Source organism: Streptomyces sp. NBC_01275 (assembly GCF_026340655.1).
In the GTDB taxonomy this organism is placed as follows: Bacteria; Actinomycetota; Actinomycetes; order Streptomycetales; family Streptomycetaceae; genus Streptomyces.
Map to the genome: position 1 here is coordinate 10,024,453 of NZ_JAPEOZ010000001.1, position 24,642 is coordinate 10,049,094.

Genomic DNA, 24,642 nt, shown 5'->3' on the forward strand with positions numbered 1-24,642 from the left:
GACAAGTGGAGCAGATGGTTCTCCACGGGCATGAGGCTGAGGGGGCGGGCCGAGGCCGAGGCCGAGGTTCCAGAAGGCCGGCTGTGTCCGATGTCCGCGTGGACGGCCTCACTCCAGACGCCACCCCCACCTCCGTACCTGTCGAGCCTGTTCCGTACCGGTGGCGCTGGACGACGACGGCATCGGCGCCCTGGGCTCGGCGGCCCGCTGGGCCGCGACCGCGTCGAGGGTCGCGAGCTGTGTGGCCACGGGTTCGGTGCCGTCCCAGCCCAGGCGGTAGGCGGCGCCGATGCCGATCGGGCTGACGGCGCCGACGGCCTTGATGCGGCGGTCGGTCATCGTGGCGTTGACGGCGTAACCGGCGCGGGCGCAGATGCCCAGCGCCCCGATGCGGTCGGCGTCGACGTAGCCGAGCGTGGACAGGTGGTCCACGGCCGAGCGTACGTCCTCGACGCGGGAGGCGGGGTCTGCGAGGTGGCGGGGCGCGCCGCCGCTCTCGACCTGGTGGAACGCGTCGAAGGCGAGGGTGACGAGCCCTCGCGGGCGAGCCTTTCGGCGTAGAGACCGGCCGTCTGCTCCTTGACGCCGCCGCCGGGGTGAACGGCGACGATCGCCGGGTACGACCGGTCCTCCGAGAAGTCGGCCGGGAGGCAGAGGTTCCCGGCCATCGTGGTGCCCTACAGGTGGAGCAGTCGTTGGGTGATCTCCCGGTACTCCCTCAGCGCGATCCGGAGTTCGGCCGACTGTGTGGCAGGGTCCTGGTCCTGCCAGCCCGCGCGCAGGGCTCGCCGCCGTTCCGCGAGGGCGTTCACCAACTGGGCGGAGGCTTCCTCGAGGGCGGCGTCGGCCTCTTCGAGCGCCTCGCGCGGGGTGTCGGCGAAGGTGTTGAGGGCGCGGCCGAGGCGCCGGACGATCTTGTCCCGTTCGTCCGACGGGAGGAGTGGCTCCGGGCGGGCCGTGCCGCGTTCGGCAAAACCCCGGGATCGGTCCGCGGGCTGCTGGGCGCGTGTCTGGTCGTACATCATCAGGTGCCGCTTCCGTTGCGTCTGAAGGCGTCCTTGGTCTTCTCGACGCTGCCAGTCAATGTCCGGCGAGGATCCCTGTCAACGCGGTGGTCACGCGATCGGGGTCGCCTCGTCACGGAGCCTGCGGGAGTACGGTGGAGGAAGCGAGGGCACTTCGTACGTCGGTGTCCGGACCGGCCTCGTCCTCGCGATCTCGCGATTCCGCTCACAGGGGCAGCCCCTGACCCCGGCCGCGCCATCCGCACCGAGGCCGAGGAGCCCCGTATGTCACACACGTCCAGCACCCCCACGACGGCGCCCCCGCCGGACGCCGCCCCGCCGACCCAGGGCTACGACGGGACCTCGCCCTTCCCGCTGGACGGAACCGCGCCCGAGCGCGGCGGCGGGGAACGGCTGTACGTGACGGTGACGGCGGTGATCGTCGTCCTGCCGTTCCTCGCGCTCGGCCTGGCCGGCTGGCTGCTGTGGGGCCGTCTCATCCACCCCGTGGACGTCCTGCTCGCGGTCGTCCTCTACACGATCACGGGCCTCGGCGTCACCGTCGGCTTCCACCGCGGTCTCACCCACGGGAGCTTCCGGGCCGTCCGCCCCGTGCACATCGCGCTCGCGGTGGCCGGGTCGATGAGTTTCCAGGGCGACGTCATCGGCTGGGTCGCCACGCACCGCCGCCACCACGCCTTCACCGACCGGCCAGGCGACCCGCACTCCCCGTACCGCTACGGCACGCATCTGCGCGGCCAGTTGCGCGGTCTGCTGCACGCGCACGTCGGCTGGCTGTTCCGCAACGACCGGACGCCGGCTGAGCGTTACGCCCCCGACCTGCTCGCCGACCGCGACATCCGGGCCGTCAACCGCGCGTTCCCGGTCCTGTGCGTGCTCACGCTCGCGCTGCCGTTCGGGCTGGGCTGGGCGATCGGCGGCACCTGGCTGTACGGCGTAACGGCCCTGTTGTGGGCGGGACTTGTGCGCATCGCACTGCTTCACCATGTCACCTGGAGCGTCAACTCGCTGTGCCACCTGATCGGCGAGCGCCCGTTCCGCACCCGGCGCCACGACCGCGCCACCAACCTGTGGCCGCTGGCCCTGCTCTCCTTCGGCGAGAGCTGGCACAACCTCCACCACGCCGACCCCACCAGCGCCCGGCACGGCGTCGACCGCGGCCAGATCGACCCGTCGGCCGCCGTCATCCGCCTCCTCGAACGCCTCGGCTGGGTGTACGACGTGCACTGGCCGACTCCGGCCCGAGTCGCCGCCCGCCGCGCTTGACGCCGACGGTGGCATGCCGAGGCTGTCCGGCAGCGAGCGTGGGGGAGGTGAGGACAGTCCTCGCAGAAGAGACCATCATGGGGGGATGTCTGAGAACCACTCCCCTGCGGCACCGACCGTGATTCGGCTCCCTCGGTACACGAAGACGGAGCAGGCCGAGATCCTCGGCGACGGAGACGATCCCTTCGGCGTCGCCGCGGCCGGGTTGACCTGGCTGCCCAAAGAAGAGCACTTCGGGATCAGGCACGGCGGCCGACTGGTGGCGCACACCGGCCTGCTGCGGCTGCCGGTAGCGATCGGCGACGCCGAGACGGAGGTGGTGGGCGTCGGAGGAGTGGCCGTCGCACCCGACCTGCAAGGCCAGGGGCTGGCTCGCCTCGTGGTCACGGCGGCACTCGACCACGCTCGCACGATGGGTCCTCAGCACGCGCTCCTGTTCTGCCGACCTCCCCTGGCGCCGCTGTACCAGCGCCTCGGCTGGCGTCCGCTCGACGAGGACGTACTCGTCGAACAACCCGGGAACCGCCTGGTGATCATGCCGCTGCGGACCATGGTGACTCCTCTGCACGACAACGCGTCCTGGCCTTCGGGGCCGGTGCGCCTGCTCTCCCTTCCGATGTGACGGAGACCGTCGGCGTCGGGTGGGAGGGCCGCCGCATATGATCGATCGGTGGATACCCATGTCGTCCTCGAGGTTGTCGCGACGCCGTCCTTTCCTGCTCTCGTGCTCCGCCCCTGGTGCATGCAGGACGCGGCCGCATTGGTCGAGGTGTTCCGGGATCCAGGACTGCGCCGCTGGACGAGCCATGTCGTGGACGACGACGCCGACGCGGCACGGTGGGTCCAGGCCCAGCAGCGACACTGGGCAGCGGGGGACCGGTTCGGCTTTGCCGTCCTCGAGGCACAACCCGGCCCGGCTCGCGAGCAGTTGGTGGGCAACGTGGTGCTCAAGGAAGTCGCCCCAGGCAGACCGGCGGCCGAGGTGGGCTACTGGACCGCGGCGCACGCACGCGGGAGGGGAGTGGCCCCCCGGGCTCTGGAGGCGCTCACCGGCTGGGCCTTCGACACCTTCGCAGCCGACGGGCTGGAGCGACTCGAACTCCTGCACCAGGTGGACAACCTGGCGTCGTGCAGGGTCGCGCAGAAGAGCCGATACGACTTCGACAGCGTGCTGCCCGCGGCGCCGCCCTCCTTCCCCCATGACGGCCACCTGCACCTACGCGGCGCCCGAACAGGGCCGCACCCCGATGGGTACGGCCCTGACGATGACGGGAATGCGACCGTGCTACGTCCTGCGGGTCACCGGTGGTGCGGTGATGTCAGGTAGTGCTGCCTGAGGAGCTCCTTTCCGTAGTCGTTGCCGTTGGGGGTGCGGACGATGGAGTGGACGTGCTTCTGGGTGGCGCCGCTGCCCTGGGTCGCGCCGTAGGCCCCGGCGAGCGGTCCGGGGGCCTGGCAGTCGACCTCGATCCATACGACGGGGCTGTGGACACGGACGTAGAAGGCGTCGTCGTCGCCGGTGCCGCCGGCCCAGGTGACGTAGGTGTCGTCGAGGTGCTTGCGGACCTCGGCCAGCCGGACCTTCGCCACATCGGCCTTGGCGCGGCCGACGAAGGCCTTGACTATGCCGAGGAGCTTGCTCTTCTGCGCGGCCGTCAGTACGTCGCCGCGGATGCCGGTGTACGCCTGGACGGCGTTGTCGGAGAACGCGCCCGCCTTCATCGACTCGTTCGACTTGGTCGAGGACTCGATCGCGACCGCCTGCTGCGCCTCGGTCAGGGAGTTGATGAACGCCAGGCCGGCCACCACCTCCTCGTGGCAGACCGTCACCGTCTCGCCGTCGATCTCCATCGAGGTCGGTTCCGAACCCCAGAAGCAGGGGCTCATGACGACCTGGTCGCCGAGCACGAAGTAGTTGATCACCAGGTGGTGGCCGTCGAACTGGAAGCCCCAGGGCTCGGTCTTCGACGGGGTGCCCATCACGGTCCAGTAGTAGGCGTCCTCGTTGAAGGAGGTGGTGTTGCCGATGGCCTCGCCGGCCGCCTGGTTGATGCGGCGGATCTTCTCGGTGGTCTCCAGGCCGTCGGCGCTCAGGGCCGCCTTCAACAGGGCGGTGCCCAGGGCTTTCTGATCGTCGCTCAGGTCGGCGAGGGAGACGCCCTGGCGGTCGTAGGAGTCGATGTTGCTCCACAGCCGCCACTCGGTGGAGTGGACCGTGAACTGGGTCGAGGTCTTCTGGGTGTCGGTGAGGCCGTCCAGGAAGGCGTTCGCGGCGGAGATCACGGGGGCGGTGGCCACGCCTGTGGAGTGGATCGTGAACAGGTCGTCGATCCGTCGGCCGTCGGTGGTGAGGCCGAAGAAGTCCTCGGTGATCGACTGGTTGCCGGGGCCGCCCGCGCCCCCGCCCGGCCCGCCGCTGGGAGCACCGCTCGGCGCGGCGGAGGCGGAGGCGGAGGCGTCGGCGGTGGGGGTGGCGTCGTCGGCCGTGGCGACCCACGCCCCGGCGCCGCCCATGGTCGCGACGGCCGTGGCGCCGCTGGCGAAGAAGACCTTGCGCATGAAGTTGCGGCGGCTCGCCTGGGCACGGCTGCCGGCCTCGGACTGCGGCTCCCGGGCCGTCGGCTCACCGGTGTCGAGCTCGGTCATCGTCGCTGATTCCCTTCGTCATGGGCACATCCACACTGGACGGCCGCCCGGTGATCACTCTGGAGCAGCGAACTTAGCCAGGCCTTAAGGAGAGGCGGTACGCCCGTCGGAATGCGGGCGCGAGCGACGGGCGGAGGCGGCCTGAGCTGCCTTTCTGTGAGAGTGCTTAGGACCTTGGGACTTGGGATCGGCAGCGGTGAGGTCGCTATCGGGAACGGCTCGCGACGAGGTGGGTGAGGCCGTCCAGGACGCGTTGCAGTCCGAAGTCGAAGGCGTGCTCGGGGTGGTGCACGCCCTGGTGAGCTGCGCCGGCGGCACTTCCGACCCGCGCTGCGAGGGGGAACCGGCCAGGATCGAAGACCCTGGCCAGAAGGGGCGCGTTGGCGGCCCACCACTGCTCGTCGGACAGGGCGCTGTCGCGGGCGGCGGCCTGGGCGTCGAGTTCGGCGCGGGCGACGGACTGGACGAAGCCGAGCAGGAAGGTGAGGGCCGCGTCCATTTCGACGTCGTCGAGCCCGAGGCCGTCGAACGCGGCCAGTTCGTGCTCGTACTTGGCCATGAGCCCGGGGCCGAGCGGCGGGCGGGTGGTGGGCAGGGTCGCCACCCAGGGGTGGCGCCGGTACAGGTCGCGGTTCTCGCGCGCGACGGCCTCCACCCTCGTAGGCCAGGGGGCGGCGGTGTGATCGGTGCGCGGCATCTGTAGATAGGCGGCGTCCAGCATGAGGCCGAGCAGCTCCGCCTTGCCCGGGACGTACGTGTAGAGCGTCATCGGCGTGACGCCCAGCCGCTGGGCGACGCTGCGCATGGTCAGGGCGTCCAGTCCACCGGAGTCGGCGAGCTCGACGGCGGCCCGGACGACGGCGTCGACCGTCAAGCCCTGCTTGGGCCCGCGCCGGGGGCCGCCTTGTCCGGGCTCGCGCCACAGCAGTTCCAGGGTGCGGGCCGGGTCATCCGCGCCGCTTCGTTCCTTGGCCATGCGCTCCATCCTCCCTCCTGCTCCCGCCTGAGCGTTTCGGCCCCGCGCCTCTTCATACTCTGTACGACGTATATAGTACTGTGTACAGAGTTTGATCTCGAGCGAGCTCCAGGAGAAGCCATGAAGATCACTTCCACTGCCGTCTCCCTGACCGTCGACGACGTCCCCGCCTCCGCCGCATTCCTGACCAGGCACTTCGGCTTCAAGGAGGCCATGGCAGCCGAAGGCTTCGCCTCCCTGGTCCGTGAGGACTCCGTCAACGTGATCTTTCTGCAGCGTGGCATCGAGGTTCTGCCCGAGGGCGTCAGGGACCAGCACGCCGCAGGTGTGGTCACCGCGTTCACCGTGACCGACCTGGAGGCCGAGTACGAGCGACTGCAGAGCGAAGGCGTCGCCGTCACCCTGCCGCTGCGCGAAGAGCCGTGGGGCGAGCGCCTCTTCCAGGTCACCGATCCGAACGGCGTCATCCTCCAGCTCGTCGCCTGGGCCGCACCCGGCGACCGGTGACGGCGGGTCAACCGCCGGTCGGGAGCCGCACCGAGAACTCGGTGCGTCCCGGCTCGCTCGCCACGTCGATGCGTCCTCCGTGTGCCTCCGTGATGGCCGCGGCGATGGCCAGCCCGAGGCCCGACCCGCCGTCCTTGCCAGGCGTGCGCGAGCGGGAGGCGTCGGCTCGGGTGAAGCGTTCGAAGACCGTGGGGAGGAGCTCGGACGGGATCCCCGGACCGTCGTCGCGCACCCGGATCACACACTCCGGGCCGGCCTCCGCGTCCGCGGCGCCGACCGTCTTCACCGTCTCCACGACGACGGTGATCTTCGTGCCCGCGGGCGTGTGCACCCGGGCGTTGGTCAGCAGGTTGGCCACCACCTGGTGGAGCCGGGACGGGTCGGCCACGACCTTCACCGGGCCGTCGAGGCGCAGTGCGAGCTGCCAGTCGTGTTCGCCGCCGGCGGCCTGCGCGTCCCACACCGCCTCGGCGACCAGCGTCGCGAGGTTCACCTCGATCCGCTGCAGCGGCCGTCCCTCGTCGATGCGGGCGAGCAGCAGCAGATCCTCGACGAGGTCGGTCATGCGGGCCGACTGGGCGGAGACGCGGTGCCAGGCCAGCTCCGGTTCGATGGTCCCGTTGCCGCCGTTCATGTATTCGGCGTATCCGGCGATCGAGGCGAGGGGAGTACGCAGTTCGTGGCCGGCGTCGGCGAGGAAACGACGCATGCGCTGCTCGGTGCGACGGCGTTCGGCGAGCGACGACTCGACGTGGTCGATCAGCAGGTTCAGCGCGACACCGACCTGGCCCGCCTCGGTCCCCGGGTCCGTGTCCCGTGCGTCGACGCGGGTGAGCGCGGCGACCTCACCGCGGTCCAGCGGCATCCGGGCCACCTCGGCCGCGGTGGCGGCGACCCGGACCAGAGGGCGCAGCCGACGTCGTATGACCACGGCGGAGGTGCAGGCCGCGGCGGTCAGGCCGGCCGCGGCGAGCACTGTCTCGACGACGACCAGACGGTCCATCACCCGCTGGACGCCGGCCATGGGGAGTCCGGCGAGTACGGGGATGCCGTCGCCGTCGATCGCGGTCAGCCGGTAGGCGCCCAGACCGGGGATCGTGCGCGTGTGCAGGGAGCCGTTCGCGGAGATCCCCTTCAGCGCGGCGAGCTGCGACGCGGTCAGGGTCTTCTGGTGACCGTCCGCCGTCACCACCTCGGCGGCGATGACCTCCCCGTCGGCGAAACGGGCCGCCAGCGTCCCGGTCGGCTGGCCCCGCTCGTTGAGGAAGCCCAGGTCCGTGGCGCCGCCCGTGCGGCGCTGCAGCCCGCCCTGGCTGCGCTCCGCGGCGTCGGCGACCCGCTGGTCCAGATCCCCCAGCAGATACACCCGCTGCACGAACACCGTGGTCAGCGCCATCGCCGTACACACCACGACCAGGGTCACGGAGACGAAGAGCACCAGGCGGACCCGCAGCGAGCGCCACCCGAGACCGCCGGTCGCCGCGGCCGTCACGCCCATGTGTCCGCGGCCCTGATCGCGTACCCCACGCCCCGCACGGTGCGGATCATCGGCGACCGCCCTTTGTCGATCTTCGCGCGCAGGCCGTGGATGTAGACCTCGACGAGGTTTCCCTCGCCGTCGAAGGAGGCGTTCCACACGTGGTCGAGGATCTGCGCCTTGCTGAGCACCTGGTGCGGATGGCTCATCAGGAACTCCAGGAGGTCGAACTCCTTGGTGGTGAGCGCGATCGCCGTGCCGCCGCGCTGCACCTCCCGGGTGCTCTCGGCCAGCACGAGGTCACCGAGGACGCGGACACAGCCTCGGTCGGACGGATCGGCGGGGCCCGCACGGCGCACCAGGCCCCGCAGCCGCAGCATGACCTCCTCCAGCGAGAACGGCTTGGTGACGTAGTCGTCCGCGCCGGCCGACAGTCCGTCCAGCCGGTGCTCCAGAGCGTCCCGGGCGGTGAGCATCAGCACGGGCAGCCGGGTGTTCTCGCTCCGCAGCCGGCGCAGCACCTGCACCCCGTCCACGTCGGGCAGCATCCCGTCCAGGACGACGACGTCCGGGGCGCAGTCCCGCGCGATGCGCAGCGCGCTGCGCCCGTCCTGCGCCGCGAGGGACCGCCACCCCGCTTCGGTCACGGCCGCGGAGAGCAACTCGGTGAGCTCGGGCTCGTCGTCGACTATCAGCACGCGAACCGTGCCTTCACGGGTACCGGAGGCGCCAGACATGAGTCGATCATCTCTCGGTCGGCCATGAGAATCCTGTGTGCGGCCCGGGTGCGGGCCGTGAGGCCGTGAGGCGTGAGGTCGTGAGCCGTGAGGCCGTGAGCCCGTCAGGAGACAGGGGACGGCGGCAGCGACGACCAGCGAGGCGTGGGGATGGTGATAGACCAGAGAGGTGCTGCCGACCACACCGATCTCCGTCGCCGAACTCGCCGCCGGGGCGGCCGACGCCGACCTCCTGGACGGCGACGGCACTCCGTGCCGACCGCTGCTGGTCGTCGATCTGGATCTGACGCCCGTACCCACGGCCGCCGAGCTGGAGCGTGCCGTCCGCCGGGCCCGGGAGGGCGACCGGCTGCTGGTCGGGTGCAGCGCCCGCACGGTTCCCGAGTGTTCCGGCGCCCTCCTGGACGCCCTGGACCTGACGCTCGTACGTGCTCCCCGTGACCGCCTCTGCGCCGTGGACGCCGCCGGGTCCCCGGCCACGGTCGCGGTCGTGGATCCGGCGGCCGAGGCCGCATTCCTGCGCGGCCGGGCGGAGGAGCAGCCGCAGGCGGCTCTGGTGCTGCGCCAACTCCTGCGTCTTTCGGCGCGGTTGCCGGTGGAGCAGGCGCTGGACGCGGAGTCGCTGGCGTACTCGACGCTGCTCGGCGGGTCCGGCTTCGCCGGGTGGCTCGCCGCCCGCGGTCCGCGCCCCGCGCCGCCGCGCGCGAACGGCGACCTCGTCCTGGTGCGCCGGGAGGAAGCCGTCCTGCGGATCACGCTCAACCGCCCCGAGCGGCGCAACGCCCACGGCGCGCAGCTGCGCGACGCACTGGCCGCCGCCGTCGAGGTCGCCCTCTGGGACCCGAGCGTGCGCGAGGTGGTCCTGGACGGCGACGGACCCTGTTTCAGCTCCGGCGGCGACCTGGACGAGTTCGGCGCCGCGACGGACCTCGCGGCCGCGCATCTGATCCGTACGCGAGCGGGGGCGGCATCCCGCCTGCACGCCGTCGGTGGACGGCTCACCGCGAGACTCCATGGTCATTGCGTCGGCGCCGGCATCGAACTTCCGGCCTTCGCCTCCCGTGTCGTGGCCGCCCCGGACACCCGCGTCCGTCTGCCCGAGCTGGCCATGGGCCTGATCCCCGGCGCCGGAGGCACGGTCAGCCTGCCGCGCAGGATCGGCCGCCCGCGCACCCTGTTCCTGGTCCTGGACGGCCGTGCGGTCGACGCCGAACGCGCCCTGGCGTGGGGGCTGGTGGACCGGGTCGAGGAGTGAGTCAGACGTTGCGGCGGTACTGGCCGCCGACCTCGAAGAAGGCGTCGGTGATCTGCTGGAGGGAGCAGACCCGGGCGGCCTCCATGAGTTCGGCGAACACGTTGCGGCCTTCCAGCGCGGCGTCCTTGAGGGCGGTCAGGGCCGCGTGCGCCGGCTCGTGGTGGGTGGCCTGGTAGGTGTGCACGCGCTCCAGCTGGGAGTGCTTCTCCTCCTCGGTGGCGCGGGCGAGTTCGATGACGCCGGGTTCGGCGGTGTCGGCGTGGGGGTTGCGGAAGGTGTTGACGCCGATGAGGGGCAGGGTGCCGTCGTGCTTGCGCTGCTCGTAGAGCATCGACTCGTCCTGGATGCGGCCGCGCTGGTAGCCGGTCTCCATGGCGCCGAGCACACCGCCGCGCTCGCTGATCCGCTCGAACTCCTGGAGCACGGCCTCCTCGACCAGGTCGGTGAGCTCGTCGATGACGAACGAGCCCTGGAGGGGGTTCTCGTTCATCGCCAGGCCCCACTCCCGGTTGATGATCAGCTGGATGGCCAGGGCGCGGCGGACGGACTCCTCGGTGGGGGTGGTGACGGCCTCGTCGTAGGCGTTGGTGTGCAGGCTGTTGCAGTTGTCGTAGATGGCGATGAGGGCCTGGAGGGTGGTGCGGATGTCGTTGAAGTCCATCTCCTGGGCGTGCAGGGAGCGTCCGGAGGTCTGGACGTGGTACTTCAGTTTCTGGCTGCGCTCGTTCGCGCCGTACTTCTCCTTCATCGCGACGGCCCAGACACGGCGGGCGACCCGGCCCAGGACGGAGTACTCGGGGTCCATGCCGTTGGAGAAGAAGAAGGACAGGTTGGGGGCGAAGTCGTCGATGTGCATGCCGCGTGCGAGGTAGGCCTCGACGTAGGTGAAGCCGTTGGCGAGGGTGAAGGCGAGCTGACTGACGGGGTTCGCGCCGGCCTCGGCGATGTGGTAACCGGAGATGGACACCGAGTAGAAGTTGCGGACCTGGTGGGCGATGAACCACTCCTGGACGTCGGCCATCATCCGCAGGCTGAACTCGGTGGAGAACAGACAGGTGTTCTGGCCCTGGTCCTCCTTGAGGATGTCGGCCTGGACCGTGCCGCGGACGTTCGCCAGTGCGTGGGCGCGCAGTTCGGCTGTCTCCTCGGGGGAGGGTTCGCGGCCCTCGCTCGCCCGGAACCGCTCGAGCTGCTGGTCGACGGCGGTGTTGAGGAAGAAGGCGAGGATGGTCGGGGCGGGTCCGTTGATCGTCATGGAGACCGAGGTGGTGGGGGAGACCAGGTCGAAGCCGTCGTAGAGCGCCTTCATGTCGTCCAGGGTGGCCACCGACACGCCGGAGGTGCCGACCTTGCCGTAGATGTCGGGGCGTTCGTCGGGGTCGCGGCCGTAGAGCGTGACCGAGTCGAAGGCGGTGGACAGGCGGGTGGCGGGCTGGCCCTCGGAGAGCAGCTTGAAGCGGCGGTTGGTGCGGAACGGGTCGCCTTCGCCGGCGAACATACGGGCCGGGTCCTCGCCGTCGCGCTTGAAGGGGAACACCCCTGCGGTGAAGGGGAAACGGCCCGGCAGGTTCTCCCGGCGCCAGAACCGCACCAGCTCCCCGTGATCGGTGAACCGGGGCAGCGAGACCCGGGGGATCCTGTTCCCCGACAGGGACTCACGGGTCAGCTTGGTGCGGATCTCCCGGTCCCGCACCGTCACCACCTGCTCGTCCCCGGAGTACGACGCCACCACGGCCGGCCAGTTCGCGAGCTGGTGCGTGATGTCGTGCGGGAGCCGTCCGCGGGCGTCGTCCAGCAGCGACCGTACGTTCCCGGCGTCCGAGCCCGCCTCGACCAGCTCGCCCTCGACCGCCGCCAGGCGCTGCACCCGTCGGGCCGCCTCCGCCAGTTGCCCGGTGGCGGCGTGATAGGCGCGCACCGTGTCGGTGATCTCGGCCAGATAGCGCACCCGCTCGGCGGGCACGACCTGCCGGATGCCGGAGGAGTGACGCACGTCGACCGGCGCCAGCGTGGCCTCGGACAACGGCAGCCCCCGCTCGGCCAGCATGGGCTTCAACTGCTGGTAGAGCGCGGTGACTCCGTCGTCGTTGAAGGTGGCCGCCGAGGTGCCGTACACCGGCATGTCCTCAGGACGCATCCCGAACGCCTCGCGGTTGCGGACCAGTTGGCGGCCCACATCACGCAACGCGTCCTTCGCGCCCCGCCGTTCGAACTTGTTGATCGCCACGACGTCCGCGAAGTCGAGCATGTCGATCTTCTCCAGCTGTGAGGCGGCGCCGAACTCCGGCGTCATCACGTACAGCGAGGTGTCGACGAACGGCACGATCGCCGCGTCGCCCTGGCCGATGCCCGGCGTCTCCACGATCACCAGGTCGAACCCGGCCGCCTTCACCACGTCGATCACGTCGGACAGATGCTCGGGCAGCTCGCGGCTGCCACGGGTGGCCAGGCTCCGGAAGAACACCCGGTTGCCGTCCAGGGAGTTCATCCGGATCCGGTCGCCGAGCAGTGCGCCGCCGCCCCGGCGGCGGGTCGGGTCGACCGCGATCACCGCGATCCGCAGCTTGTCCTGCTGGTCGACCCGGAACCGGCGCACCAGCTCGTCGGTCAGCGACGACTTTCCTGAGCCGCCCGTGCCGGTGATGCCGAGCACCGGCACCGCCCGCGCCGCCGCGGCGGCACGCGTCTGCTCCAGGAACTGAGGGGGCAGCTTGCCCAGTTCGGCCCCGGTGATGGCGCGGGCGATCGCGAACCGGTCGCCCGCGAGGACCGCGGTCACGTCGGCCGGCTTGCCGTCCCAGAGGTCGAAGTCGCAGTCCCGCACCACCGAGTTGACCATCCCGGTCAGGCCCATCCGCTGCCCGTCCTCCGGGGAGAAGATGGTCACCCCGCTGCCGCGCAACCGGGCGATCTCCTCGGGCACGATCACCCCGCCCCCGCCGCCCACCACCCGCACCTGCTCCGCGCCCTGCGCGCGCAGCGACTCGACCAGGTACTCGAAGTACTCCACGTGGCCGCCCTGGTACGACGACACGGCCACACCGTGGGCGTCCTCCTCCAGCGCCGCGTCCACGACCTCCCGCACCGACCGGTTGTGCCCGAGGTGGATCACCTCGGCCCCCTGCGACTGGAAGATCCGCCGCATGATGTTGATCGACGCGTCGTGCCCGTCGAACAGCGCCGAGGCGGTGACCAGACGGACGGGGTGCACGGGACGGTGCAGATCGCTCATGGTGCCTTCCCAGACAGATCACGGGAACTCTTACTGAAGAGATAGTAGGACGTCCTAGTAAATGACAGAAGGTGAGGGCGATGTGACCAGAGGCACAGGGGGCGGTGAGGGGGCGGAGAGGGGGGGCGGACGGGGCCCGGACGGCCGCCGACCCGGGCCAGGCGGCAGCTGATCGACCGCATGCGCCTCCACGGCACGGGCGATCACCACTATTTGGGTTACTTCGACGCGAAGCGCTCTGCTGTCGGCCAAGACAGTCGTGCCTCCGAAGGCATGGGCGACAGGATCGTCACATGCAGCCGATCTTCGTTCTCGTGCACAGTCCATCCGTGGGACCCTCGGCCTGGCACCCGGTGGCCGAACACCTGACGACGGCGGGATACCAGGCGCGGGTGCCGTCCTTACTGCACATAGGCGCCGGCGCTCCGCCCTTCTGGCCCCGCATCGTCGACGCCGTCCGCGACGACCTCCGGCAGGTCCCGGCCGGAAGCCCCGTCACGTTGGTGGCACACAGCAACGCAGGCTTGTTCATCCCGACGATCCGCGCGGGCCTCGACCATCCGGTGACCAGCTCGATCTTCGTCGATGCCGCGCTGCCGGCCCGGACCGGACCGACTCCTGTCGCCACACCCGAACTGCTGGAGTTCCTTCGCCCGATGGCTGTGAACGGCAGGCTGCCACGCTGGACCGATTGGTGGGACGAGGCAGACATCGCACCCATGTTCTCCGATCCGCTGGTGCGGCAGACAGTCGTTGAGGAGCAGCCCACCCTGCCGCTGTCCTATTACGAGCAGCACATCCCGGTCCCCGACGGCTGGGACGACCATCCCTGCTCCTATGTGCTGTTCGGCCCTCCGTATGACGACCATTCCGCCGAGGCACGCGAACGCGGCTGGGCCGTGGCACACCTGCCCGGCGCACACCTCCATCAGATCGTCGATCCTGCCGGCACCGCCCAGCACCTCGTCGAACTCGCCACTAGGACTTGATCCACTTCCGATACCCGTCCCCGACCACTCGACTACTCGACGGTGACCACGACGTCCGCCGGATCGCACCCGGGTGCGGTGGCGAGGAGGCGGATCCTGCCGGGGCCGGTCGGGCGGAGGACGGCCAGGGCACGGCCTTCGTAGGTCCGGCGCTCGGTGGCGTCGAAGCGTTCCTCGGTGGACGGGTCCGCGCTGCCGAAGCCGAGCAGGACGCCCGCTCCGGAGACGTCCACGCGCACCGGGCGGTCGGCCGCGGTGTGGAGGGTGCCGTCCGGGTCCGTCAGAGTGAGGGAGACGTAGGCGAGGTCGCCGCCCTTCGCCGTGATGACCGGGCGGTCGGCCTCGGCGCGCAGACCCACCGGGCCGGTGACGGAACGGAGGGCTGTACGGCCGGTTTCGGCGCCGTCGCGGTAGGCGATCGCGAGGAGTTCGCCAGGCTCGTACGTCGTGTCGAACTCGGTGCGGAAACGGTGGCCCTCACCCACCGGTCGCCGTCCGAGAGAGCGGCCGTCGAGGAGAAGTTCGACCTCGTCGGCGTCGCCGTAGACCTCGATCGTGACCGGTTCGCCTTCCCAGCCGGGCCAGGTCCAGGTGGCGACGGTGTCGCTCCACGCCCACGGCGTCCCCGCGTCCGTCTTGCCGTGGTGCTGCGGGCGCCGGACCGCGATGTAGGGCTGTGTGCGCAGGCCGAAGACGATCTCGCGGTAGTAGGAGGCGGGGCGACGGTGGCCGGTGATGTCGAGGTCGCCGCAGCCCGCGACCAGGTAGGGGTAGGGCGCGGTGTGGGCGGGGCGGGGCGCGTCGGGGGTGAGGTACTGGGGGCGGCCGATGCCGACCTCGCCGAGGTAGTCCCAGCCGGTCCAGGTGAAGTCGCCGATGACGTGGCCGTGTTGCTCGACCAGGCGCCAGTTGCCGTCGATGCGGGTGGGGAAGGTCTCGGTGCCGAGGATGATCCGGTGGGGGAACAGGTCCTTGTCCAGGGCATAGCGCGCCTCGGCGTAGTTCATGCCTGCCACGTCCAGTACCGCGAAGGACTCGGCCGTCTTCTGGGTGACGAGGCCGGAGGCGCTGATCGCGTTCATCATGTCCCCGGCGTCCGCCATGAGGGTGTTGATGCCCTTGTCCTCGACGGCTGCGCTCTCCGTGTTCTCCGTGTTCTCCGTCTTCGCCGGTGACTGTTGCCGTAGCTTGCCCAGTTCGGACATGACGGCGAGCATGCCGTTGACGGCGTTGGTGACGTAACGCGTGTGGTCCGACGAGCGGACCTTCTCGGCGAGTCTGCGTCCCCAGGCGGCTCCGAGGGGCGAGCCGGTCTCGGGGATCTCGTTGCCGATCGAGTACATGATGACGCTGGGGTGGTTGTAGTCCTTGGCGACCATCGCCTCGATGTCGCGTTCCCACCACTCGGGGAAGTTCAGGCTGTAGTCGAACTCGCTCTTGCCGGACGTCCACACGTCGAAGGCCTCGTCCACCACGAGCATGCCCAGGCGGTCGCAGGCGTCCAGCATCGCTTTGCTCATCGGGTTGTGGGACATGCGGATCGCGTTGAACCCGGCGTCCTTGAGGAATCGGACCCGGCGTTCCTCGGCGCGGGCGAAGGTCGCCGCGCCCAGAACCCCGTTGTCGTGGTGGACACAGGCGCCGCGCAGCTTGACCGTCTCACCGTTGATCCGCAGCCCGTGCTCGGGATCCAGACTCAGCGAACGGATGCCGAAGGCGACGGTCTCCACGTCCACGTCCACGTCCACGTCCACGTCGGCGACGGCGTCGGCGGCCAAGTACGCCTCCGCCTCCGCCTCCTCCTTGAGGGCCACGGTGGCGGTGTAGAGGGCCGGTGCGTCCGGGCTCCACAACAACGGGCCACGGACGTACAGGCGTTGACGCACGGTCGCGGGCTCGCCCGGCAGCACCGTGGCCTTCGACACGTCGCCGGCGACGACACTCCCGTCGGGGTCGCGCAGCTCCGTGACGACGTCGACCGTACGGATCGCCAGCGAGTCGTTCTCGACCCTCGTCGCGACCTCGACCACCGCCCGCTCCCCGTCGATGTCCGGGGTGGCGACACGGACCCCGTCGGGTGAGATCCGGACCACCTCGCCGACGAGCATCCACGTGTCGCGGTAGATGCCCGCGCCGGTGTACCAGCGCGAGTCGCGATGGGCGCGGGCCTCGACCCGGATCTCGTTGTCCTGGCCGAAGCGCAGGAAACGGTCCGCGTCGATGAAGAAGTGCGAGTAACCGAAGGGCCGCTGCCCGGCGTAGTCCCCGTTGACGTACACGACGGCATCGCGGTAAACGCCCTCGAACTCGAAGAGGATCCGCTTGCCCCGGTGCTCCTCGGGAACGGAGAAGGTCTTGCGGTACTCGTACGTCCCGCCAGGGAAGTACGCGCCGGCGCCCCCCTCCATCGTGGCCTCGCCGCCCGGGGCCGCGCGTTCCCGCTCGATCATCGCGTCGTGCGGCAGCGTCACCGACCGGAAGGGGACCTTAGCGCCGGACAGTTCGGCGAAGAGGTTGACCTTGGGGCGGGTCTGCCAGCCGTCGTTGAAGGACGTGCGCATCATGCGGTCTCCGTGGATTGTGGGGCGGGCACCGGCTCCGGGCCGGTGCGGGAGCAAGGTGCTGCGCGAACGCTTACGCCTCGCCGGGGACCGTGGAGGCCGATCCGGTCAGCCGTGCGCCCAGCCAGGCACGGCTGCGCTCCAGCAGCTCCCGGGCGACGCGCGTGTCGGGAACCCATGCCTCGAAGCCGTGCGGAGCGCCGGGGACGAGGTCGAAAGCGCAGTCCACGCCCGCGTCGCGCAGGCGTGCGGCGTAGGTGCGGCACTCGTCGGCGAACAGGTCGATGGCGCCCACGCTGATCCAGGCCGGCGGCAGACCGCGCAGGTCGGCGCGCCGGGCCGCGACCGCATGGTCGGGGGTGTGCGGGCCGTCGGGCTCGGCGCCGAGGTGGGCGCCCCAACCGGTCCGGTTCGCGGCGTTGTTCCACACCCGGTGTCGCACCTGGTCGAGCTCGCGACGCGCGGCGGTGCGGTCGTCGAGCATCGGAGAGAACAACCACTGCCCGACCGGCTGGATCCCTCCGGCGTCGTGCAGCCGCTGCGCCAGGCAGGCCGCCAGACCCGCGCCGGCGCTGGAGACGACGACGCGCTCCTGGTCGACTCCGAGTTCCCCGGCCGACCGATGCAACCACGCGTAGGCCCTGGCCCTGGGCGACGTCTCTGACCTCGACGCCCTCCGCCGGCTCGCCGAGCGCGCGCCGACGGATCAGGGCACGCACGACGCGGCGACCCCATGCCCGACGGATCGGCAGGCGCGGGATGCGCGCGACGCTGCGGCGCAGTTCCGGGTCGACCAGGTCGAGCTTCATGGGCGCCACTCCTCGAATCCGGTCCAGGGCACGCATCCCGCAGTTGGTAAATCGTATTACCAGCCACCTGCGGTACGGTATCCAGCGCATCCCACGCCGCACAAGCCCCAGACCAGACCGCACGCAGGGGGCCCGCCGCCGGCCCCCGTCCCGAGGAGCGAGTGAGTGAGCAGACCTGCGCGCGCGACCGCCAAAGACGTCGCCCGGGCCAGTGGCGTCTCACAGACCACGGTGAGCTTCGTCCTCAACGGAGCGGCCGGGCACGTCTCGCAGGAGACGCGGGAACGGGTGCAGCAGGCCGCTCGCACGCTCGGCTACGTCCCCAACGGCTCGGCGCAGGCGTTGCGCAAAGGGGCGTCCCGCATCGTCCTGCTCAACATCGAGGGAATCCCTGCCGGCAGCAGCCTCGGCAGCTACATCCGAGGCCTCGACGCCGAGCTCGCGGCACACGGACACGTGCTCCTGGTACTCCACGGCCACCTCTCCTCGCAGGCGCTCTCCGACGTGGCCCAGGCCGTCTCGGCCCGGGCCGTGATCGACCTGAGCGGCGTCGGCCGTGCGGACGCGATCGTCACCGACGCCGAGACGTCCCTCGACGCCTTCTCCGCACAGGCCGACGTCCCGGTCCGGTACCTCGTCGAGCGAGGCCACCGACACCTCGCCACCGCCATGCCGGACACCCCGGAACTCCAGGCTCTCGCCGGTCTGCGCGAGCGGCTCATCCGGCAGGCCGCCCGCACCGCGGGCCTCCCCGACTGCCCGACGCTCGTCCTTCCCGGCAGCCTCGGCGCCGCCGAGGAACGGCTACGAGCCTTCCGCGCCGAACACCCGGAAGTGACGGCCGTCCTCGCCTACAACGACGACCTCGCCCTCCTGACCCTCGCCGCGATGCGACCCATCGGATGGCGGGCGCCGCAAGACCTCGCAGTCATCGGGTTCGACGACACCCCGCACGGAGCACTGTTCTCACCTGCTCTGACCACCGTGCACATCGACGCGGAAGCCATCGGCCGCATCGCCGCACGCACCGCCCTGGGCCTCCCGGCGGCCGACACCACCCCCGAACCGGCACGTGTGATCGTCCGACAGTCTGCGTAACCGACTGCCGCCACATTGCACCGAGCTGCCCGTGGGCGTCGATTTCGGTGAGGAGTGCGCGCAGAGCGCGCAGGGCGTCGTCGTCTCGGGGGGCGAGGGAGCAAGGGCACCACGGCCCTGCACCAACGGGCGATCTTCCGCCCCGTCCCCGGCGCGGGCCGACCCGAGACCCCCGTCAAGGGCCTCTCCACGGAGCCCAGAGACTCTCACCGGCTCACCGGCTCACCGGCTCACCAAGTCCCAGGCCGAACACCCCGGTTGCCGCTACATGTCGGCGCAACACAGTCTTCGCAATCGCGGCCCATCATTGATCGAGGGGACCACGTCGATGAACCGCGTCGGGAGGCAGCCATGGGCATCAGCCGCAGAACCCTGCTCGCAGCGGGCGCCGGTGACGAACTGCTCGCCGACGCCGGCCCGGACGTCTTCGAAGGCGGCCCCGCCCTCGACCAGATCCAGCAGCGCGGGCGCGGTCGTTCTGGCGCTGACCCGGAGAACTCCGTCACCCCGAGACGACACCGATCGTCGGTGAGAATGGACGAGTCGTGAGCGCGAAGCAGCCCAGGACACTGAAGACCGTCACTGGAGCCGGCGGTACGTCGGAGACGTACGACCTGGCGATCGACCCGACGCGGTCCACGCTGGACACCGCCGTGCGGGTGGCGAAGCTCGCCGAGGTCGCGAGGATCGACGCACTCTTCACCGCCGACCTGCTCAGCTTCGACGCCCAGGGCACCATCGGGTCGCAGGAGCCGCTGGTCTTCGTCTCGGCGCTGAGTCAGGTGACGTCGCGGATCGGTCTGATCGCCACGGTGTCGACGACGTTCCACCACCCGTTCAACCTGGCCCGGCTGTTCGGGACCCTGGACCACGTCAGCAACGGGCGGGCGGCCTGGAACCTGGTGACCTCCTCGATCGGTGAGGAGAACTTCGGTCCCGGCGAGCTGCCCAGCCCGGAGGAGCGATACGCGCGCGCAGCGGAGACGCTGGAGGTGGTCAACGCGCTGTGGGACAGCTGGGAACCCGGTGCCTTGACCGTCGGTGCGGGCGGGAAGGCGGTGCTGCACCGCGACCGGGTGCACCCGATCCGCCACTCCGGCCGGTTCTTCGACGTGGCCGGTCCGCTGAACATCCCGCCCCTGCCGCAGCGACGCCCGGTGCAGATCCAGGCCGGGCAGTCCGAAGCGGGCACGGCGCTGGGCGCCCGCTACGCCGAGATCGTCTTCACCTCGCTCCCGACCCTCGACTACGCGTGGGACTTCACGCGGAAGATCCGCGGCCAGGCCGAGCAACTGGGAAGGGCCGATGGACTGCCGCTGATCTTCAGCTCGTTCCACGCCACCTACGGCGCCACCGAGGAGGAGGCACGGCGGCTCGTACGCGAGAGGCGCGAGTCGATCGACTTCGAACGCGGCCGCGCCCAGGTGGCCGACATGCTCGGCGGCGGAGTCGACCTGTCGGACGTCCCCCTCGACGCAACGCTGCCGGAGAGCCTGCTGCCCGAGGTCACTTCGGTGAACCGCCGCCGCGGCCGGGTCGACGTCTTCACCGGTTACGTGCGGCAGGGCTACACGCTGCGGGAGCTCATCGTCGCCGCCCAGGACACGGGGCACTGGGCCGCCGCGGGAACCCCCGAGCAACTTGCCGACGCGGTCGAGGAACGGTTCCGGGCAGGCGTTCTGGACGTGATCTCCCTGAGTGGTCTCGCCGACCCACGACAGCACGACTTCGTCGTCAACGGCCTGCTGCACGAACTGCGCAAGCGGAAGATCGTCGCCGCCGACTACACGGGCACCACGCTGCGCGAGAACCTCGGACTTGAACTGCCGGCCCGCAAGGTTTCGGCCGTCCGGACCTGACCCGAGAGCGCGGAGCGCTCGGGTTTCCAGAACGGGGACGTCCATCGGTGGGGACCGGTGGCTGTGAGGACTTGGCCCGCGGGGACCCGCTCGAACGGCAACCGCTCAGGTTCAGGACTCGAGGAACTCAAGCGCCGTCGTCACGAATTCATCGTGGTACTGGAAGATTCCCCCGTGTCCGGCATCCGGGTAGAGGGGGACGAGTTCTTCTCTGAACTACCGGAGGCAGCACAGCAGCTGCCGGGACGGACCTCATCGAGCGGTTCTGCCCAGGGAACCCTGATGGGGGTCATCCGCCGCTCGAAGAAGACGTGCGCGGCACCGATGAGGGCTGGGGCCTGGTCGACGATCCCGGAGAATTGTTTGGCCCAACGATCGTGGCTCAGCGAAGTTAGTGGGGTCAGGCTGGCACATCGCTCCACTTGGCCATTCGGAGACACGGCCGTCTCGGCCGGCCCCACGGCTGGGTCAGCCCGGCTTGACCGCCAGCGTCGCAAAATAGTTCGACATGTACTGAGCGGATGCGTTGGATTGGTGCGGCGCTTCCGCGAAGCCGGTGAGGACGAACCCCGCGGCGAGTTGCCCGCCGATCTGGTCGGCGAGGGTGTGGCTGTATTCAAGAGGGGCATCCGCGCCGAACTTCGTGGCGCGTTCCTCGGCGGAGTACTGCGTGACATCGCTGTAGGGCAGCTTGTGCACGACGATCAGCTCGCCGCGCTCGTCGAGCGCCTCGTGGTCGAACAAGTACGCGTCAGGGTTGAGGAAGCCCACGAGCAGAGTTCCGCCCGGTCGCAGGACGCGGAAGCACTCACGCCACACCGGTGCCAAGTCCGGTACGAAAAGGTTGGAGACCGGATGGAACACGACGTCGAATGCTGCGTCGCCGAAGGCGCTGAGGTCGCGCATGTCGCCTAGGACGGTGCGCAGCTCGAGTCCGTCGCGCGCCGCCACCATCTGGTCCTGGCCGAGCTGGCGGGGTGAGTTGTCGAATACGGTGACCCGCGCCCCTGCGGCGGCGAGGATCGGACCCTGCTGGCCACCGCCGGAGGCCAGGCACAACACGTCCGTGCCGGTCAGGTCTGTCGGCAGCCAGGAGCGGTCGACTGGCGCACGCCCGATGAGAACAATCGACCAGTCGCCCATGCGGGCGCGCTCGACATCCTCAGCACTCACCGGCCTCGACCACTCGTTGCCCTCTTGGACACACTTGTCCCAGGCTGCCCGATTGTGGGCAACGGGGTCGACAACAATGTCCTGCACGTCTAACTCCCTGCTACAGCCAAGCGGACACCTGCGGTACTGACAGTTCGGTGCCGCTAGCCAACACGATCGCAGGGTGCGGGCTCAACGAAATTAGCGGGCATCGAGGTGTCCACGGCGAGCGACGCCGGCACGCCGGCTCGTCGCAGCGCCAGCGGCGCTTGGCCCACGCCAGGACGGTTCCGTCCAAGAACTCGGCGGACCTTGCTCGACGACTGCCGAACGCCGAGTTGGTGATCTACCCCGACGCCGGCCACGGTGGTGTCTTCCAGTTCCACCGCCAGTTCGTGGAGACGGCTCTCGAGTTCCTCGAACGGTAGGAGGCGCGAAGTGCGGTCGTCGGAGGAGCCGCCCGGCGGCTGCGGGGGCGGGCGTGGGCCGTCCCCTCGTCCCCCTCGGCCACGTCGGCCCCCCTCGGCCCGTCACCTCATGAACGCGAGCGCGCCGTCGGTGTAGGCCTGCTTGGTCGCGAAGTGGGCGTAGAAGGCTCCGTTGGTGAGCCCGGCGTCCGACATCGGCGTGGAGATGCCCGAGCCGACTATGCCGTCCTGCTTGAACCGATGGCCGGCCACGCCTCGCACCCCGGCGTAATCCATGGCCTGACACACGTAATATTATGATCGGGAGGCGACCCTGTTCGCCCGGTCCGCCCGGGCCGATGGCTCACGAGCGGAGGCGGGCGCCAGGTCCCAGCCGGGCGGTGACTTCCCCGGGAGTGAGGGCTGTGTGCTCCGCGGAGCACTCGACGACGACGCGGACCGGGGCGTCGCAGTCGGTGTGACGGACGTCCAGCACGGGGCCCTCAGGGCCGAGGGCGTACGTCTCGCCCCACTGGCTCAGCGCCATCAGGGCGGGCCACAGGTCCCAGCCCTTGCGGGTCAGGCGGTACTCGTTGCGGGCGCGGCTGCCCGGCTCCTGGTAGGGCACGGTCTTCAGGACGCCGGCCGAGATCAGCTTCCGGAGGCGGTCGCTGAGGACGGCCTCGGACAGACCGATATGGCGGTGGAAGTCGTCGAAGCGGCGGACTCCGTTGACGGCGTCACGCAGGATCAGCAACGTCCACTTCTCTCCGACCACGTCGAGCGTGCGCTGGACGGGGCAGTTCTCCGTGCTCGCCTCAAGCCACTCCATTCCGCCATCGTAAGGGTCTGGCTTCTTCATTGACAGTCAGGTGAGCCCGCAGCTAGCTTCACTTGAAAAAGTCAGATGGGAAGGTGCCCGGTCGTGGGACGAACGCGTACGTATCAATGGGAAGATCCCGCGATCCTGGCGGAAGCCGCGGGACGCATGGCAGGCCTCGACTTCCTGCGCGCACTGCAGGCGGGGCGGCTGCCGGCGCCGCCCATCAACTACTCCGTCGACTTCGCCCTGGACGAGGTGGAGCCCGGCAGGGCGGTCTTCTCGCTGACGCCGGGGGAGGAGCACTACAACCCGATCGGCAGTGTGCACGGCGGCATCTTCGCCACCCTGCTCGACTCGGCGGCCGGTTGCGCCGTCCAGTCCACCCTCCCGCAGGGCATGGCGTACACCTCGCTCGACCTGACGGTGAAGTTCCTGCGGCGCATCACCGTGGAGACGGGAACGGTGCGCGCCATCGGCACAGTGGTCAACAAGAGCCGTCAAACCGCCCTCGCTCAGGCGCAGTTGGTCGATGCGACGGGCCGTCTGCTCGCCCACGCCACCAGCAGCTGCATGCTCTTCCCGGTGCCGCCCTCGCAGGGGTGACCCTCGGGGCCGTGCGGAGGCGCCCGAAGTCGGTGGTTCCCTCGGGCGCCGGGCGCTTCGTCAGGCGGTGTGGGTGGGGTAGTCGGTGTAGCCGGCCGCGCCGCCGCCGTAGAACGTGGCGGGGTCGGGGGTGTTCAGGGGTGCGCCGGCGCGTATGCGCGCGACGAGGTCGGGGTTGGCGAGGGCCATGGTGCCGACGGTGACGACGTCGGCGACGCCGTCTTCGACGTCCTTGGCGCGGGTGGCGATGTCGGTGCCGGCCCGGTTGAGGACCAGGGTGCTCGGCCACAGCTTGCGGAGAGTGTGCAGGAGTTCGTCGTCGCCGCCGTGGCCGATGTGCAGGTAGGCGAGGTCGAGAGGGGCGAGGGCGCGTACGAGTGCCGGGTACAGCTCGTGCGTGTCGCTTTCCGCTATGTCGTTGAAGGGGTTGCCGGGGGAGATGCGGATGCCGGTGCGGCCGGCGCCGATCTCGTCGGCCACCGCGGTGGCGATCTCCACCGCGAAACGGATGCGGTTCTCGACGGAGCCGCCGTAGCTGTCGGTGCGCTGGTTGGCGTTCGTGGAGAGGAACTGGTGCACGAGGTAGCCGTTGGCTCCGTGGATCTCGACGCCGTCGGCGCCGGCGGCGATCGCGGCCGCGGCGGCGCGCCGGAAGTCGTCGACCGTCGCGGCGACCTCCTCGGTGGACAGCTCGCGCGGGACCGGCATCTCCTTGAGCCCGGACATGGTGAACATGTCACCCGCCGGCCGGACGGCGGAAGGGGCTACCGCCTGCCGGTGGTGGGGGGTGTTGTCCGGGTGGGAGATGCGCCCGGCGTGCATGAGCTGGATGACGATGCGTCCGTCGGCCTTGTGTACGGCGTCGGTGACCTTGCGCCAGCCGGCGATGTGTTCGTCGGTGTAGATGCCCGGGGTCGCCGGGTAGCCCTGGCCGTCGGCGGAGGGCTGGGTGCCCTCGGTGACGATGAGGGCGTGCGAGGCGCGCTGGGCGTAGTACTCGGCGTTCAGCTCGGTCGGCACGCCGTCCGGGGTGGCGCGGTTGCGCGTCAGGGGGGCCATGGCCAGCCGGTGGGGCAGGGAGATCTCTCCGACGGCGGTCGGGTTCCACAGGGCGTTGAGCACGGGGGATTCCTCAGGTGATGGGTAAAGGGCGAGGGCGTAAGCCCATGTAAGTATGATCATAATGCTATGTTGCGGGTCGGGAGTCGCAAGCCGTGACC

General features: G+C 70.3%; 23 protein-coding genes and 2 pseudogenes. 12 read left to right on the forward strand and 13 right to left on the reverse strand.

The genetic code is table 11. The features are described from left to right. Positions 1–108: 108 nt before the first annotated feature. Positions 109–432 carry a hypothetical protein gene (locus OG562_RS46130; RefSeq protein WP_323187627.1) on the reverse strand — a complete coding sequence of 108 codons (324 nt, stop codon included), beginning with the start codon at positions 430–432 and terminating at the stop codon, positions 109–111. Between OG562_RS46130 and OG562_RS46135 the strand changes: the two genes are divergently transcribed. Continuing rightward, the gene (locus tag OG562_RS46135; protein WP_323187628.1) at positions 424–561 is read left to right on the forward strand and encodes a hypothetical protein; all 138 of its coding nucleotides are present in this window, start codon (positions 424–426) and stop codon (positions 559–561) included. The two genes, OG562_RS46130 and OG562_RS46135, sit on opposite strands and share 9 nt — an antisense overlap. 116 nt (positions 562–677) lie before the next feature. Here the strand turns inward: OG562_RS46135 and OG562_RS44005 are convergent, their stop codons facing one another. Beyond that, entirely contained in the window at positions 678–1,025 is a 348-nt protein-coding gene (locus OG562_RS44005) for a hypothetical protein (RefSeq protein ID WP_266408300.1), read from the reverse strand. Positions 1,026–1,289: 264 nt separating this feature from the next. On the opposite strand from OG562_RS44005, the gene OG562_RS44010 reads away from it, so the two are divergent. The 3 genes and pseudogenes from OG562_RS44010 to OG562_RS44020 form a co-directional block, all read left to right on the forward strand. Then, positions 1,290–2,291 carry an acyl-CoA desaturase gene (locus OG562_RS44010; protein ID WP_266408301.1) on the forward strand — a complete coding sequence of 334 codons (1,002 nt, stop codon included), beginning with the start codon at positions 1,290–1,292 and terminating at the stop codon, positions 2,289–2,291. Positions 2,292–2,376: 85 nt separating this feature from the next. Next, positions 2,377–2,913 carry a GNAT family N-acetyltransferase gene (locus OG562_RS44015; RefSeq protein ID WP_266408302.1) on the forward strand — a complete coding sequence of 179 codons (537 nt, stop codon included), beginning with the start codon at positions 2,377–2,379 and terminating at the stop codon, positions 2,911–2,913. Positions 2,914–2,961: 48 nt separating this feature from the next. Further along, positions 2,962–3,513: pseudogene (locus OG562_RS44020) on the forward strand (GNAT family N-acetyltransferase); the annotation flags it as partial. A 77-nt stretch (positions 3,514–3,590) separates the two neighbouring features. Here the strand turns inward: OG562_RS44020 and OG562_RS44025 are convergent. Beyond that, a complete protein-coding gene (locus OG562_RS44025) occupies positions 3,591–4,937 on the reverse strand; it encodes a DUF3500 domain-containing protein (protein ID WP_266408305.1) in 1,347 nt (448 codons plus the stop codon). A 205-nt stretch (positions 4,938–5,142) separates the two neighbouring features. Next, positions 5,143–5,913 (reverse strand): TetR/AcrR family transcriptional regulator, encoded by a 771-nt coding sequence (locus tag OG562_RS44030; RefSeq protein WP_266408306.1) that lies wholly within the window; start codon positions 5,911–5,913, stop codon positions 5,143–5,145. A gap of 120 nt (positions 5,914–6,033) precedes the next feature. Here OG562_RS44030 and OG562_RS44035 point away from each other — a divergent pair, with 120 nt between their 5' ends. Then, positions 6,034–6,420 carry a VOC family protein gene (locus OG562_RS44035; protein ID WP_266408309.1) on the forward strand — a complete coding sequence of 129 codons (387 nt, stop codon included), beginning with the start codon at positions 6,034–6,036 and terminating at the stop codon, positions 6,418–6,420. A gap of 7 nt (positions 6,421–6,427) precedes the next feature. On the opposite strand, the gene OG562_RS44040 is transcribed toward OG562_RS44035, so the two are convergent. Both OG562_RS44040 and OG562_RS44045 read right to left on the reverse strand, forming a co-directional pair. Further along, positions 6,428–7,918, reverse strand: a complete 1,491-nt coding sequence (locus OG562_RS44040; protein WP_266408312.1) for an ATP-binding protein — start codon at positions 7,916–7,918, stop codon at positions 6,428–6,430. Next, the gene (locus tag OG562_RS44045) at positions 7,909–8,634 is read right to left on the reverse strand and encodes a response regulator transcription factor (RefSeq protein WP_266408315.1); all 726 of its coding nucleotides are present in this window, start codon (positions 8,632–8,634) and stop codon (positions 7,909–7,911) included. Before OG562_RS44045 ends, OG562_RS44040 begins: the two co-directional genes overlap by 10 nt. A gap of 169 nt (positions 8,635–8,803) precedes the next feature. Here OG562_RS44045 and OG562_RS44050 point away from each other — a divergent pair, with 169 nt between their 5' ends. Further along, entirely contained in the window at positions 8,804–9,889 is a 1,086-nt protein-coding gene (locus tag OG562_RS44050) for an enoyl-CoA hydratase/isomerase family protein (RefSeq protein ID WP_266408317.1), read from the forward strand. A gap of 1 nt (position 9,890) precedes the next feature. Here the strand turns inward: OG562_RS44050 and icmF are convergent, their stop codons facing one another. Next, a complete protein-coding gene (icmF, locus tag OG562_RS44055) occupies positions 9,891–13,121 on the reverse strand; it encodes a fused isobutyryl-CoA mutase/GTPase IcmF (protein WP_266408319.1) in 3,231 nt (1,076 codons plus the stop codon). Between the two features lie 329 nt (positions 13,122–13,450). On the opposite strand from icmF, the gene OG562_RS44060 reads away from it, so the two are divergent. Then, the gene (locus OG562_RS44060; RefSeq protein ID WP_266408321.1) at positions 13,451–14,110 is read left to right on the forward strand and encodes an alpha/beta hydrolase; all 660 of its coding nucleotides are present in this window, start codon (positions 13,451–13,453) and stop codon (positions 14,108–14,110) included. A gap of 32 nt (positions 14,111–14,142) precedes the next feature. Here the strand turns inward: OG562_RS44060 and OG562_RS44065 are convergent, their stop codons facing one another. Beyond that, positions 14,143–16,674, reverse strand: coding sequence for a glycoside hydrolase family 2 TIM barrel-domain containing protein (locus OG562_RS44065; protein WP_266408322.1), 2,532 nt, complete (start codon positions 16,672–16,674; stop codon positions 14,143–14,145). 70 nt (positions 16,675–16,744) lie between these two features. Further along, positions 16,745–17,302: pseudogene (locus OG562_RS44070) on the reverse strand (alpha/beta hydrolase fold domain-containing protein); the annotation flags it as partial. A 343-nt stretch (positions 17,303–17,645) separates the two neighbouring features. On the opposite strand from OG562_RS44070, the gene OG562_RS44075 reads away from it, so the two are divergent. From OG562_RS44075 to OG562_RS44085, 3 genes are all read left to right on the forward strand, one after another. Then, positions 17,646–18,578, forward strand: coding sequence for a LacI family DNA-binding transcriptional regulator (locus OG562_RS44075; RefSeq protein WP_266408324.1), 933 nt, complete (start codon positions 17,646–17,648; stop codon positions 18,576–18,578). 351 nt (positions 18,579–18,929) lie between these two features. Continuing rightward, a complete protein-coding gene (locus OG562_RS44080; protein WP_266409892.1) occupies positions 18,930–19,127 on the forward strand; it encodes a hypothetical protein in 198 nt (65 codons plus the stop codon). After that, the gene (locus tag OG562_RS44085) at positions 19,124–20,437 is read left to right on the forward strand and encodes an NtaA/DmoA family FMN-dependent monooxygenase (protein WP_266408325.1); all 1,314 of its coding nucleotides are present in this window, start codon (positions 19,124–19,126) and stop codon (positions 20,435–20,437) included. Before OG562_RS44080 ends, OG562_RS44085 begins: the two co-directional genes overlap by 4 nt. A 468-nt stretch (positions 20,438–20,905) precedes the next feature. Here the strand turns inward: OG562_RS44085 and OG562_RS44090 are convergent, their stop codons facing one another. Further along, positions 20,906–21,697, reverse strand: a complete 792-nt coding sequence (locus OG562_RS44090) for a class I SAM-dependent methyltransferase (RefSeq protein ID WP_266408327.1) — start codon at positions 21,695–21,697, stop codon at positions 20,906–20,908. Positions 21,698–21,858: 161 nt separating this feature from the next. Between OG562_RS44090 and OG562_RS44095 the strand changes: the two genes are divergently transcribed. After that, a complete protein-coding gene (locus OG562_RS44095) occupies positions 21,859–22,017 on the forward strand; it encodes an alpha/beta fold hydrolase (protein ID WP_266408329.1) in 159 nt (52 codons plus the stop codon). Between the two features lie 102 nt (positions 22,018–22,119). On the opposite strand, the gene OG562_RS44100 is transcribed toward OG562_RS44095, so the two are convergent. Then, positions 22,120–22,269: a hypothetical protein gene (locus tag OG562_RS44100; RefSeq protein WP_266409894.1), complete on the reverse strand. Its 150-nt coding sequence runs from the start codon at positions 22,267–22,269 to the stop codon at positions 22,120–22,122. Positions 22,270–22,360: 91 nt separating this feature from the next. Further along, positions 22,361–22,828 carry a helix-turn-helix domain-containing protein gene (locus OG562_RS44105; protein ID WP_266408330.1) on the reverse strand — a complete coding sequence of 156 codons (468 nt, stop codon included), beginning with the start codon at positions 22,826–22,828 and terminating at the stop codon, positions 22,361–22,363. A gap of 93 nt (positions 22,829–22,921) precedes the next feature. On the opposite strand from OG562_RS44105, the gene OG562_RS44110 reads away from it, so the two are divergent. Continuing rightward, complete coding sequence (locus OG562_RS44110) at positions 22,922–23,422, forward strand: PaaI family thioesterase (RefSeq protein ID WP_266408332.1); 501 nt, start codon at positions 22,922–22,924, stop codon at positions 23,420–23,422. Between the two features lie 60 nt (positions 23,423–23,482). Here OG562_RS44110 and OG562_RS44115 read toward each other — a convergent pair whose 3' ends face one another. After that, positions 23,483–24,544: an alkene reductase gene (locus OG562_RS44115; RefSeq protein WP_266408334.1), complete on the reverse strand. Its 1,062-nt coding sequence runs from the start codon at positions 24,542–24,544 to the stop codon at positions 23,483–23,485. Positions 24,545–24,642 lie beyond the last annotated feature (98 nt).